Source organism: Ignatzschineria sp. LJL83 (genome assembly GCF_054871845.1).
Genome location: NZ_JBTXLY010000018.1, coordinates 16,156 through 29,398 on the forward strand (window position 1 = coordinate 16,156; position 13,243 = coordinate 29,398).

General features: G+C 37.9%; 12 protein-coding genes and 2 tRNA genes. 10 read left to right on the forward strand and 4 right to left on the reverse strand.

All coding sequences use genetic code 11. The annotated features are described in order from the left end of the window. The first annotated feature begins 1 nt into the window (after nucleotide 1). From ACYSN2_RS10535 to ACYSN2_RS10560, 6 genes are all read left to right on the forward strand, one after another. Complete coding sequence (locus tag ACYSN2_RS10535; RefSeq protein ID WP_461750214.1) at nucleotides 2-472, forward strand: Lrp/AsnC family transcriptional regulator; 471 nt, start codon at nucleotides 2-4, stop codon at nucleotides 470-472. Continuing rightward, the gene (gene ahbB / locus ACYSN2_RS10540; RefSeq protein ID WP_461750215.1) at nucleotides 469-975 is read left to right on the forward strand and encodes a siroheme decarboxylase subunit beta; all 507 of its coding nucleotides are present in this window, start codon (nucleotides 469-471) and stop codon (nucleotides 973-975) included. Before ACYSN2_RS10535 ends, ahbB (ACYSN2_RS10540) begins: the two co-directional genes overlap by 4 nt. A gap of 1 nt (nucleotide 976) precedes the next feature. Continuing rightward, complete coding sequence (locus tag ACYSN2_RS10545) at nucleotides 977-1,471, forward strand: Lrp/AsnC family transcriptional regulator (RefSeq protein ID WP_461750216.1); 495 nt, start codon at nucleotides 977-979, stop codon at nucleotides 1,469-1,471. Further along, complete coding sequence (ahbB, locus tag ACYSN2_RS10550) at nucleotides 1,440-1,937, forward strand: siroheme decarboxylase subunit beta (protein WP_461750217.1); 498 nt, start codon at nucleotides 1,440-1,442, stop codon at nucleotides 1,935-1,937. Before ACYSN2_RS10545 ends, ahbB (ACYSN2_RS10550) begins: the two co-directional genes overlap by 32 nt. A gap of 105 nt (nucleotides 1,938-2,042) precedes the next feature. Further along, a complete protein-coding gene (nirJ, locus tag ACYSN2_RS10555; RefSeq protein WP_461750218.1) occupies nucleotides 2,043-3,203 on the forward strand; it encodes a heme d1 biosynthesis radical SAM protein NirJ in 1,161 nt (386 codons plus the stop codon). A gap of 192 nt (nucleotides 3,204-3,395) precedes the next feature. Further along, complete coding sequence (locus ACYSN2_RS10560) at nucleotides 3,396-4,856, forward strand: cytochrome D1 domain-containing protein (protein ID WP_461750226.1); 1,461 nt, start codon at nucleotides 3,396-3,398, stop codon at nucleotides 4,854-4,856. 77 nt (nucleotides 4,857-4,933) lie between these two features. Here the strand turns inward: ACYSN2_RS10560 and gltS are convergent, their stop codons facing one another. The 3 genes from gltS to ACYSN2_RS10575 are packed head-to-tail and all read right to left on the reverse strand — an operon-like array spanning nucleotide 4,934 to nucleotide 7,870. Next, complete coding sequence (gltS, locus tag ACYSN2_RS10565; RefSeq protein WP_461750219.1) at nucleotides 4,934-6,136, reverse strand: sodium/glutamate symporter; 1,203 nt, start codon at nucleotides 6,134-6,136, stop codon at nucleotides 4,934-4,936. Between the two features lie 21 nt (nucleotides 6,137-6,157). Then, the gene (gene hutG / locus ACYSN2_RS10570) at nucleotides 6,158-7,087 is read right to left on the reverse strand and encodes a formimidoylglutamase (RefSeq protein WP_461750220.1); all 930 of its coding nucleotides are present in this window, start codon (nucleotides 7,085-7,087) and stop codon (nucleotides 6,158-6,160) included. A 54-nt stretch (nucleotides 7,088-7,141) separates the two neighbouring features. Next, nucleotides 7,142-7,870 carry an IclR family transcriptional regulator gene (locus tag ACYSN2_RS10575; protein WP_461750221.1) on the reverse strand — a complete coding sequence of 243 codons (729 nt, stop codon included), beginning with the start codon at nucleotides 7,868-7,870 and terminating at the stop codon, nucleotides 7,142-7,144. A gap of 337 nt (nucleotides 7,871-8,207) precedes the next feature. On the opposite strand from ACYSN2_RS10575, the gene ACYSN2_RS10580 reads away from it, so the two are divergent. From ACYSN2_RS10580 to ACYSN2_RS10590, 3 genes are all read left to right on the forward strand, one after another. Beyond that, nucleotides 8,208-8,283 (forward strand) — tRNA-Val (locus tag ACYSN2_RS10580). Nucleotides 8,284-8,452: 169 nt separating this feature from the next. Then, nucleotides 8,453-8,528, forward strand: a tRNA-Val gene (locus ACYSN2_RS10585). 104 nt (nucleotides 8,529-8,632) lie between these two features. Then, complete coding sequence (locus ACYSN2_RS10590; protein WP_461750222.1) at nucleotides 8,633-9,592, forward strand: DUF2971 domain-containing protein; 960 nt, start codon at nucleotides 8,633-8,635, stop codon at nucleotides 9,590-9,592. Nucleotides 9,593-9,616: 24 nt separating this feature from the next. Here the strand turns inward: ACYSN2_RS10590 and clcA are convergent, their stop codons facing one another. Next, nucleotides 9,617-10,954, reverse strand: a complete 1,338-nt coding sequence (clcA, locus tag ACYSN2_RS10595) for a H(+)/Cl(-) exchange transporter ClcA (RefSeq protein WP_461750223.1) — start codon at nucleotides 10,952-10,954, stop codon at nucleotides 9,617-9,619. A gap of 434 nt (nucleotides 10,955-11,388) precedes the next feature. Between clcA and trhP the strand changes: the two genes are divergently transcribed. Next, nucleotides 11,389-12,831: a prephenate-dependent tRNA uridine(34) hydroxylase TrhP gene (gene trhP, locus ACYSN2_RS10600; protein ID WP_461750224.1), complete on the forward strand. Its 1,443-nt coding sequence runs from the start codon at nucleotides 11,389-11,391 to the stop codon at nucleotides 12,829-12,831. Nucleotides 12,832-13,243: the final 412 nt, after the last annotated feature.

The following is a 13,243-nucleotide window of genomic DNA, read 5'->3' on the forward strand; positions in this document are numbered from 1 at the left end:
AATGTTACTTGATGAATTTACAAAAAAATTAATAGACCTTTATCAGCACCATCTGCCGATCTGTAGTGAGCCTTATAAAGAGATGGCAAAAATCATGGGCTGTTCTGAAACAGAGATTTTATCTTGTTTACAGAAATTACAAGAGAGGGAAATTATATCGAGAGTGGGTCCTGTGTTTGCGCATGAAAAGAGGGGGGCAAGCACATTAGTAGCTTTGGCTGTTCCAGCAGAAGATTTGGAAAAAATCGCCGCTTATATTAATACATTGCCGGAAGTGAATCACAATTATCAACGAACTCATCTCTATAATTTATGGTTTGTTTTAACCGCGCCAAGTCAGGCGCATATTGATTATGTACTACATCAAATATCAGAAAAGACGGGGTTGGACCCCCTTGATTTACCAATGATAAAACCTTACAAAATTGATTTAGGATTTGCACTCTATCATAACAGTAGGATGCCTATATGATGAATCAAAAAAATACTCTTAGTCAGAAACAGCAGGAAGCATTACTGGCTATTATTGAATTAGGTATTCCTCTTGTATCAAGACCTTATTTAGAGATTGCGCAACAGATTGAGAGCGATGAACAGGCGGTTATAAACCAAATGCAGGAGTGGGGTCACACAGGATTATTCCGACGCTTTGGAATTGTCGTCAAACATCGATCATTAGGAATTAGGGCAAATTGCATGTTAGTGCTTAATATCCCCGATCAACTCATTGATCAAGTAGGAAATAGATTAAGTGAAGAAGATGGAATTAACCTCTGTTACCAAAGGCCTCGTCGGGCGCAGTGGCCCTATAATTTATTTTGTATGATTCATGGTCGTAGCCAAGAAGCGGTAATAACCCGTATTCAGGAAATTTTGAAAATCCATTATTTAGAAAAATATCCGCACGATACATTATTTAGTATCAAAGCATTCAAGCAAAGAGGTGCGCGTTATAGCATGCCGGAGGTTCGTTAGGATGACTTATTCTTATACCCAATATCATGATTTTGAGGATCATCCACTCAGTGAGTTTGATCGGAAATTATTAAATCGTTTACAGCTGGGATTACCCCTTACTCAAGATCCTTGGCAAGAGATTAGTAAAGAGCTAGGGGAAAGTGAAGCGTTGATTCGGAAAAGGCTTGAAGAACTATTAGAGATTGGCGTATTAACACGTTTTGGTCCCATGTTTGATATTGAGAAATTAGGGGGTGCTTTTACGCTGGCGGCAATGGCGGTGCCTTCTGAGAGATTTGAGGAGGTTGCGACACTATTAAACCAGATGCCGGCAGTTGCTCATAATTACGAGCGTCAGCACTATTACAATATGTGGTTTGTGCTTGCTACAAAAACGCCGGAGGCAATCTTAAAAGAAATTGAAAACATTGAAAAGCAAACAGGATTGTCAGTACTCAATTTACCGAAGGAGAAGACTTATTATGTTGGACTATATTTCCCCTTATGTGCATGAGTTAGCAAAAAAGCTAATAGCGCTGACAGAGAAAGGTATGCCATTAGTGAGTGATCCTTGGGGTTGGATTGGTTCACAATTAGATATTTCTGCTGAGGAAGTATTAACACTTTTGCAGACATTACAAAAGGAAGGCATTATTCGGCGGATTGCCGCAGTTCCTAATCATTATGCACTTGGATATCGGTTTAATGGCATGACAGTATGGAATGTTCATGATGATAAAGTGGATGAATTAGGCGAAATGATAGGACAGCTACCATTTGTGAGCCATTGCTATAGAAGACCTCGAAAAGGCGAGTGGAAGTATAATTTATTTGCGATGGTTCACGGCACAAGCCAAGTAGAAATTGAGGAGAAGCAAGCAATAATCAGGGGGCTGCTAGGAAGCGCTTGTGTTGCAGATATGATGTTAGTCAGTAGTAAAATTTTGAAAAAAACTGGATTGCGACTTTATCAAAAATAGTGTTAATCATTCATTATAAAGAAGAGTGTATTTTTATGAATGATCTTGATACGCAGCGATATTTTCAATAACCAGAAAAGTTCAATAACTAAAAAAGGATCTTTTATGATAAGAATCAGTAGTTACCTTCGTGCAATTGCGCAAAAAGCTCCAGAACCAAGGGTTGCAAAGCCGGGAAGCACAAGAGCTCCGGTGGTCCTTTGGAATATCCTTCGGCGCTGTAATTTAAATTGTATGCATTGCTATTCAACCTCTGTAGATACTGATTTTAAAGGCGAACTAGATACCTCGGAAGCCTTAAAACTCATAGATCAGCTGTTTGAAGCTCAGGTAAAAGTCCTCATTTTTAGTGGCGGAGAGCCTTTAATGCGCCCAGATCTCTTTACTCTTGCCGACTATGCAAAAAAGAGAGGGTTTTATACAGCGCTTTCTACCAATGGAACGTTGATTAATTCTGACAATATTGAAGATATTGCAGCAGCACACTTTGATTATGTGGGTATTAGTATTGATGGATTATCCTCAGTACATAATCACTTTCGCCGGAAAGAAGGTTGTTTTGAAGAAGCAATGGAAGGCATCAAACTTTGCAGAATGAAAGACCTCAAAGTAGGGCTAAGAACCTCTTTAACCCAACACAATTATACTGAGCTTCCAGAATTACTCGCTTTGATGCGGGAATATGATGTGCAAAAATATTATTTATCTCACTTAAATTACAGCGGTCGAGGGAAAAAGCGAGGAGAGTCTTTGGATGCGCATCACAAAATGACAAGAGAAGCGATGATGCTTCTATTTGATCAAGCTTGGGCTGATGTGGAAGAGGGAAAAGAGACGGATTTTGTAAGTGGTAATAATGATGCTGATGCGATTTTGTTATTGCAATGGACGCAGAAAAATCTTCCGCAGCATGCCACGCAAATGGAGAAAATGTTAAGGGCTTGGGGTGGTAACTCATCGGGAGCGGGGATTGCGAATATAGATAATTTAGGAAATGTCCATCCTGATAGCTATATGTGGCAACACACCATTGGCAATATCCGTGAAAAAAGTTTTGCAGATATTTGGTTTCATCAACCTGATCCTTTGTTACTAGATTTAAGAAAGTATCCAAGAGCGGTAAAGGGAAGGTGTCAGGATTGTCATTGGCTTGAAATATGCAATGGAAATACCCGCACTCGTGCTTGGGCTCAGGGAGATTTTTGGGGAGAAGATCCTGGGTGCTATCTCTCTGATGATGAAATTGGATCTCCGTTATTACATTGAAATATTTTGAAAGGGGAATTTATAAGATTTTTATAATCATCCCTTTATTGTAGTTTAAAAGCTTAATCCTCTTGAAGTCGATGTCACTAGTAGGAGTTAAATATGGCACAAAAATTCATACAAAAAAGGACTAAAAAAACTGATAGAACAAAGAGTAATAGAAGTTTGTTGAGTCTCTTTAGTATATTGATCATGATCTTCAATATCGGGTTCAGTCAAACACAAGGTAAATCCTCTATCCAAATATATGAAGAGCTCTGTAGTGTTTGTCATTCCGCTGAAAGAATTGGGGGCACAGGTCCTGCATTATTGCCGGAAAGTTTAGCACGATTGAAAAAAGCAGAAGTTGTTGAAGTTATTGGGTTTGGGCGCGAAGCAAGTCAAATGGTGGGGTTTAAAGATGTTTTGAGTAGTGATCAGATTCATCAATTAGCTGATTATCTATATACGCCCATTGAGTTTCCTCCAACATGGAATGAGCTAGATACGCAAAAAAGCCATACAGTTTTTAATCCTATTGATCAATTACCGAATACGCCACAGCATGATTCTGATCCTTATAATCTATTTGTTGTAGTAGAAGCTGGTACGCATCATGTAACCATTTTGGATGGAGACACATTTGAATCTATTGCGCGCTTCCAGAGTCATTTTGCGCTACATGGAGGACCTAAATTTTCTCCTGATGGACGTTTCGTATATTTTGCCTCACGGGATGGTTGGGTAAGTCAATATGATTTATATAACTTAACATTTATTGCTGAAACGAGAGTAGCATTAAATAGTCGAAATTTAGCAATGAGCTATGATGGAAAATGGATTATGGTAGGAAATTATCTGCCTGGGACTTTAGTTGTTTTAAACGCCGAAGATCTCTCTTTTGTAAAAGAGATTCCTATTTTAGGCGAGGATGGCATCGCTTCCAGAGCAAGTGCTGTTTATACAGCGCCTCCAAGAGATAGTTTTATAGTTGCTTTGAAAGATACACAGGAAGTATGGGAATTTCCTTATATCGATAACCCAGATTTTAATTTTAGACGTATTATTACGGATGATTATTTAGATGATTTTTCTTTTACGCCAGATTATCAATATTTGTTAGCGACTTCTAGAAAATCGAAGGACGGGCAAGTGATTGATCTTGAAAATGGAACATTAGTTGCCAATATTCCTTTACCAGGAATGCCTCATTTAGGATCTGGAATCTATTGGCAGCGATCGAATGGGCAAAATATCTTTGCAACACCTAATATTGGAAAAGGGTTAATTTCTGTTCTTGATATGGATACTTGGAAGTTAGTAAAAGAGATTCCTACAGAAGGTCCAGGTTTTTTTATGAGAAGCCACCACAACTCTAAATATGCTTGGACAGATGTATTTTTTGGTCCCAATAATGAAGCTGTCCACTTAATTGATAAAGAAACTTTAGAGTTAGCCCATACTTTAAAACCTATGCCGGGGAAAAATGCCGCACATGTTGAGTTTACAAATGATGGGAGATATCTCATTTTAAGTGTGTGGGATGAAGAGGGTGCCTTGATTGTGTATGATGCGGAAAGTCTTGAAGAAATAAAGCGTATACCCATGAACAAACCATCCGGAAAATATAATGTGGGTAATAAAATTAATTATGCAGAAGGTACTTCTCATTAGAATGATAAGAAACATAAAAGGAAGCTCAATTATTAGAGCTTCCTTTTTGTTAGTCACTTTTTTAAATGATTACTGGATTATGAGAAAAAGTTAATCAAGTAAGTATGATATGGAATTGCCACGATATCAATTAATACAGCTCCGCTTAATGGCACAATCATAAGTGCTTTTGTTGATACGAGTTTGTAACGATCACATACGGATGTCATATTTGCCATTGCATTCGGTGTTGCGCCTAAGCCATGGCCTAATAATCCTGAACACATCACTGCGGCATCATAGTTTTTGCCGAGAAGGCGAAATACCACAAAAATAGTAATGAGTAATATTGCGATTACTTGTAGCGCCAAAATAATGAATAGAGGAAGGGCAACATCGCTGAGTTCCCATATCTTCAGGGACATCATTGCCATTGTTAAAAATAGACCTAAAGAAGCTCCTGAGATGAGATCCACACTTTTTTCTTGGATTTCAAATACATTAAAGAGATCATTCACATTACGGAAAATTACGGCAACGAGCATTGCGCCGACATATCCCGGTAATGAGAATCCTGTTACTTCTGTAAAGTAGCTTGAAAGAGATCTACCAATGACCATTAAAAGCAGGACTAATGCGAGCATTTTTAAGAAACTGAAAGTATCTACAGTTGTTGGTAAAGGTTGTCCTTTGGTGCTTGCCGGCATATGGAAAGCATCATCAGCTTCAATTTTTACGTTATGCTTTTTAATCAAGTAGCTTGCAACGGGTCCACCTAGTAAACTGCCTGCAATTAATCCGAAAGTTGCAGATGCTAATGCCGTAATTGTAGCTGAGCTATGACCTAATTCTTCTGCCATACCTCCAAATGCAGCAGCTCCTCCATGACCGCCTGTGAGGGATACGGCACCAGACATTACGCCAAGAACAGGATCAATACCAAGAGCCATTGCAATGCCTAGTCCAAAAGTGTTTTGGAAAAAAGCAATAAACCAACAGATGCAAAGATAGACAAGGAGAAGTTTTCCGCCGGATTTTAAGATTCTGAAACTGCCACCCAAACCAATCGTGGTAAAAAAGGCAATCATTAAATAGGTTTGAATACTCGTATCAAATTGGAAGGATGCGAGGTTAGAAACTTTTAAAATCCAAATTAAAACGCTCACTAAAAAACCGCCAATAACAGGCGCAGGAATACAGAATCGTTGTAAAAAATTAATATGTTTTTTTAACTCATTTCCGCCGAGTAAGCAGAGAATGGTTAAAAGTAAGGTGCTGAGAACATCAAATTCAAAAATCATATACAGAGATCCATCTTGGGGTTAAATTGAGTTGTTAATATATTGATACACAATCCATGCTGCGAGCTTGGCAGTGCGGTTATCAATATCAAAAGTAGGATTGCATTCGGCGATATCTAGCAGAATAATTTTTTTGGAATCTATGAGTTTTTCGAAAAATAGTTCAAATGTTTCAAGAGATATTCCTTTCGGTGCTGGTGCGCTAACGCCGGGAGCAATGGATGCCGGAAAGACATCTAAATCGATGGTGATATAGAGATAGTCCATACGATCGACAAAGGCTTGAAGTTTATCTACAGCGCTAGCAATCTTGCTTGCCGATAATTCTTTGTCTTGAATATAAGTCACGTTGAGAGCATCTGCCGTATCAAATAGGATGCGCGTGTTTCCGTGTTCGGCAATGCCTAAACAGAGATAGTTAAAATCTACATTGTGTTCTTGGCAGAGATTTGCGGCATTTAAGAAAGGCGTGCCGGAAGTTGCGATATCGGCTTCCCTGAGATCAAAGTGTGCATCGAAATTAATAATGCCGAGTTGGAACTGTTTTTTGGATTCTTGTAGATAATTAAATGCACCTTGAAAGCTTCCAAAAGCTACTTCATGACCGCCACCTAAAACGATCGGCAAGCTTTTCGCTTGTAATACTTGAGAGATTTTTTGGGCGAGTTTTTTCTGTGCGCCTTCTAAATCTTCATCATCACAGGCAATATTGCCGGCATCATTGAGAGAAAATTTGCTATGAACCGGCAAGCTCGTCATTTGTGAACGAATATGATCAGGACCATTCTTTGCACCTAATCTTCCTTTATTACGGCGAACACCTTCATCAGATGCAAAGCCAATGAGCGTGAAATCTGCTATTTCTTGCTGATTCACGATTTGGAAAAAACGGCGATGCGCTTCTTCATTGCCATCAAAACGTCCATCCCATTTAAAATGTGTATTATTCATTATGAAATCCTTTGAAGTAATTAATGATGCATGAACTGATTGTTAAATCGTTACTTAATCGTTATTAATAAAGTCCGTAATCTGCGCTGCTGTTTCTTTGACTAAAGAGATAAATAGCGCTTCTTTGTGTTGCGATCGGAAATAGGGCGCCATTAAAGTTACCACGGCAATTGCTTGTTTCTGTTTGAAAATTGGAGCAGATATTCCTAAAACGCCTTCATCAATTTCCCCCATACTTCTGCCATATCCTTGTTGTTGAATCGTGTTGAGATTTGCGATTAGTGCGATTCTTTTTGGATCATCTTGATGAGGGAAATATTGTTTAAGGATTTTTTCACGAATAGATTCGTTATAAAAAGCGAGAAGCGTTTTACCGCTCGCGCCTTGAATTAAGACATCGCCTTTTCCTGGCACAAAAGAACATCTTAAAGCTTGTGTGCTTTCAATCATGGATACGCAGATTGTTTGCGATAAATCACTCACAATAATTGCTGCAGATTCATGACTGTTTTCCATTAAAGTCGTGAGAATTTTCTGAATATCAGATGTAAGGAAGGAATATTTCTCATAAAGATCGCGACCTTTTAAACTTTGTGCACCTAATGTATAAAGTCCCAAAATATGAGAATTGGTAATGAACTCCCATGAGATAAGAATATTCAAAATTCTATAAATGGTAGAAATGGGAATATTTAAGTGTGTTTCTAATTCTTTGGGAGAAACAGGTTTTCCTGCTCTTCCAATGTAAGAAAGGATATTAAGGATACGATCTGAATTTTTCATAATGACCTCCGAGATTTCTTAAACATAACAACATCTCATGGTTTTTAAAAATACTATTCTTATATAGTGAGAATTAATTTATGGATTGTCTGGGTTTGTATAGGTTTAATTTAGGAAGTATTTGTGATGAGCAATAGGGTAGATAAAACAGTTTTTAAGATTATTAGAAAGAAATCAGATTGTAATGGGTTGATATGATTTAGGTATATTCATTCGATAAATAATTACGCACAAAAAGTTTTGACTCATTCGAAAAATGAAGTATACTTGTCTTCGTTGTTTGAGACGGAGCAGACGCTCAGAACCAAGCAACACCATGAAGAACTCGGTTCTGATTGGGTGCTTAGCTCAGCTGGTAGAGCATCGCCCTTACAAGGCGAGGGTCGGGGGTTCGATCCCCTCAGCACCCACCAAATTTTAAAACCGCTACATTGTAGAGTTTAATTCCAAGCTAGTATAGTTGGTGAGATTGACAAGAAACAGCAGTTTCAAGTGAATCAAAAAAGATGGTGAATTTGTACAGTATTTAAACATTGTAAAATTGACAATCTTCCTTCAGTAGATTAGTATATCCCATCTATTGGGTGCTTAGCTCAGCTGGTAGAGCATCGCCCTTACAAGGCGAGGGTCGGGGGTTCGATCCCCTCAGCACCCACCAAATCAATAGACAAAAACCCTGTAAGAAATTACAGGGTTTTTTGTTGTTCTTTAAAAAATATTCTGTAAGGTAAGTTTGTAAACCATTCTAGAAAGGTAAAGAACATGAAAGTATATAAATATAGATATGGCAATGATCATGATCTAGATGCTTTACAAAATAACTATATTTGGGCGGCAACTAGAGAAACTTTAAACGATCCCTTTGAATGTACATTTATTAAAGATAAACCTAATCAACTTTTAGATGTTATGAGTTCTAAGGGTAATATCTCCGCCGGAAATGTGAAGAGTTCATTGGAAGAAATGTATGGGTTTGTTAAGTCTAGCGGAATTTATTCACTTAGCACCACTCCAATAGAAAGATTATTTTGGGCGCATTATGGGGATAGTCATCGAGGATTTTGCATAGAATATGATTTGGATGTTTTATGTCAATATTGGGGGCGATATCATAATATTCTTAATATGCATTATAGGGATGTTGTTCCTGAAGTTGATATGCAAGATCTCTTAGAGGATGTTCATGAGAGTTTTTTAAGAAAGATGTTTGGAATAAAATCTAAATGCTGGGAATATGAGAAAGAAATCAGAATTACTACAACAAAACCTGGACGACAGTTTTATAATTTTAGAGCGGTTACAGGAATATATTTTGGTTATAGAATGCCACAAAATAAAAGAGAAGAAGTGATGAGAATTCTTCAAGGTCGTTCAGTAAAATATTATGAAATAGCTTTGAAAAAGAATGAATATTTATTAGAAACTTTAAATATACAGGATATATATGCAGATTCTGACAGCTATGAAGAAGAGCTAGCTCCTTTATCTGATGATATGTATAGAGGTTTTTATGGTGAAGAATCAGATGAAAATAGACAATTAATGGAAAAAGCTATAAAAATCATTCAAAAAAATCCATATTGTGAATGTGTGAATGGAGCTACCTTTAGTGAAGATCAAAATGAAAAACAAGTATTTGTTTCTATGCAAGATACAAGAGGTGGGAGTCCTAACTGTGTGTTTAGTGAAACTGATATTCTTTTAGGAAAATATCCAAAATAATTCTGAACATCTTAAATAAAGAAATTAAGGTTTAGGAATATTCTCTTTCTGCTTCGCTAATTTTTTCTCTAAGAGTACGGTATAAAGAGGTCTTCCACCGAGGGCTTGAGCAGCGATTGTGGAGCCTAAGCAAGTGATTAGCATTGTTAGGACTAAAGAGAAATTGCCGGTAAGCTCTAATACTAAAATTGCGCCGGTTAAGGGTGCGCGCACGGTTGCAGCGAAAAGGGCTCCCATTGCGGAGATTGCAAAGATTCCAGGTTCTAATTGGTAAGATGGGAGAAAATCTGCTGCGATACTTCCAAATAGTGCGCCGGAAAGAGTTCCTAGGGCTAAAAGGGGCGAAAAAAGCCCACCAGATGCACCGGAGCTGAAGCTGATGATGGATGTAAAGAATCGAATAATTAATAAAATGAACAGTACTTGAATAGAGAAATGATGCTGACTCCAGCTAGTAATTGCACCAAAACCTTCTCCTACAGCGTCAGGAAGGTAAAGGGCTATTAAGCCACAACTTCCACCGATTAAGCCACCACTGAGAACAAATCGGTATGTTTTGTTGTTGTAAAATGCTTGGAATCGATCCTGTAAAAAGAGTAGGGAATTATTGAAAATAATTCCGAAAGCCCCTATGAAAAGCCCCAATAATAGAAATAACCATAGGGAGATTAATTCTGCGGCTTGAAATTCCCCAATATTGAGTAATAAGTGACTACCACTAATCATCCTAAAGACAATAGTCGCCATGACAGAGCCAATCATAATAGCTTTGAATGAAATCAATCCATATTTAAATTCACTTCTCATCTCTTCAATCACAAAAACGATGCCCGCCAAAGGCGCATTAAATGCAACAGATAATCCAGCAGCCGCACCGGATGCTAAGAGCGTGTGTTTATCATCACTGTTTTTTAAGCGAAAAAGATCGCCAATCATAGCCCCAATATTTGCGCCAAGTTGTACTGTGGGACCTTCTCTTCCGAGAACCATTCCGGCACCTAAGGAGCCTAAACCACTTAAAAATTTGACAGGAATCACTCGGCGCCAGCGAGTAGGACGAAGATCTTGCAAGGTGCCTTCTATTTCAGGAATACCAGAACCACTTGCTTCAGGCGCAAACTTTTTCACAATATAATAGGAAAACATTGCTAATAATGCAGAGATACAGAAGACAGCAATGCCCAGTTGCCATTTTTCACTAAAGTAGCCTTCTATACTAGACACTTTAAAGGATGAGATAAAAGCTACGCTGATTTGAAATACAGTTCCTAATAATCCCGCGAGAATACCAATGAGCGCAGACATTAATAAAATATATATAGGTGTTTTACTCTCTTCGATGAGCTGTTCGATAACTTTCACAAGCAAGCTCCTTATTTTATAAGTATCAGTATTTCATTTATGGGGCATTTATTAAATCGCAAGTTTGAGGCTGTGAATATTTAATATTATTATCTTTTTGATATTAAATATACTTAATATCCATCAATTGTAAAAATAATTAAATATTCCACAGTAAAAGTTTCTAAAAAAGCGCTTGAATAGCGACATGTTGTAAATTTGTATCAAGGGTATTTGGGTAAATTCTCTAGTAAAATAAAATGAGTGTAGTAGAATACGGCACGACTTGAATTTATCAGGTTATTGCAGGAATGAAGTACAGCAAAATGTTGTCAAAACACCCTCAAATAAACACTAGAAACGTAGCGTGATTCTACGTTTTTTGTTTTTTACGAGATACATTTAATTTTAAATTGAATGCGGTCGATCGCTTTCCCTTGAAAGGAACTTTTAAAATGTCACAAAAAAGATCAGTAGAACTTCTTGCGCCGGCAGGAACTTTTAGAAACTTACAATATGCATACGCTTACGGCGCTGATGCAGTATATGCAGGTTTACCACGTTATAGCTTACGTGTTCGTAACAATGATTTCCGTAACACAGAACGTGTAAAAATGGGAATTGATTACGCGCATGAGCATGATAAAAAATTCTTCCTTGCCGTAAATACCATGCCACACGGTGGAAAATTAAAAACATTCGTTGATGATATGTCGCCGGTATTAGAGCTCAAACCTGATGCATTAATCATGTCAGATCCAGGTTTAATCATGATGGTTCGTGAGCGTTTCCCAGATCAAGATATCCATCTTTCCGTGCAATCAAATGCCGTAAACAGCGCAACTGTAAAATTCTGGCAGAAGCAAGGTTTAACGCGCGTGATTTTATCTCGTGAATTATCGATTTCTGAGATTGAAGAGATTCGTCAAGAATGTCCAGATATGGAGCTTGAAGTATTTGTTCATGGTGCGCTCTGTATCGCTTATTCAGGTCGTTGCTTGTTATCAGGTTACTTTAACCACCGTGATGCGAATCAGGGAACATGCACGAACTCTTGTCGTTGGAACTATGGTTTAACAGATGGTACTGAAACGCCGGAAGGGGAACTTGTGCCGGTCGGAACAGATATGCAACGCATCTATCGTGAAGAGAGCCAGCATCCAAATATCGGTGTGAATCCTGTGACATTTATTCAAGATGCAATGAATGAAGTAGCATATACCGACCTTTCAACAGGAAAAGCATATACGCCACATCCTGAAGCAGTAAAACCATATCTCATCCAAGAAAATGGTCAGCGTAAAGGCGATTGGATGGAGATCAGTGAAGATGAGCATGGAACATACATCATGAACTCAAAAGATCTTCGCGCGATTCAGCACGTTCAAAAATTAATTGAAATTGGTGTTGATTCTCTCAAAATCGAAGGTCGTACAAAATCTCCTTACTATGTTGCAAGAACGACACAACTCTATCGTCAAGCCATTGATGATGCACTTGCGGGCAGAGAGTTCAATCCTGAGCTTTACGGTAAATTAGATGGTCTTGCGAACCGTGGTTATACAGAAGGTTTCTTACAACGTCACGCACCGCATGCTTATCAAAACTACTTAACAGGAAATTCCATCCATTCTCGTCAGCAATATGTGGCAGAAGTATTGGAATATGATGCAGAAACAGGTCTTTCTAAGTTACAAGCGAAAAACCGTTTCTCAACAGGCGACCGTTTAGAAGTGATCAACCAGCACGGCAACCGTGACATCATTATTGGTGAGTTAAAAACGGAGAAGGGTGAAGTAATCGAATCTGCGAAAGGTTCAGCATACGTTGTATGGGCAGATATTGGTCCTTCTGATGATATGACAATGCTCGCACGTTATTTGCATAGTGATGAGTAATTGATTTATCCAAAAAACTTATTGATAAAAATCATCGATAAAATATCTCTATATTATTGATTTATATATTAAAATCATATCAGAATAATGTAACGATAATGCTTAAAACCAAAGGCTTAGAGAAATTCTCTAAGCTTTTTTTATGCCTTTTTCAGATTCATTGTTGGATCGAATATTGATATTTATCTGAACATTTATCTGTAACTCTTCTGCGCGTAGTATGAATTTTTTTGAGAGCTTCAAACCAAAAGGGCGACAGTTATGATAATTTTGATATTAAAGATACTTAGATCCAAGTATGAAGTGCGACACTTTTTAACTATCTGAAACGGAAGTAAGATGTGACAATGCTCCATTATCCATCCCTTCCCGGAGTTGAATTATGTCGCATTATTCACATCTTACCCTTGAA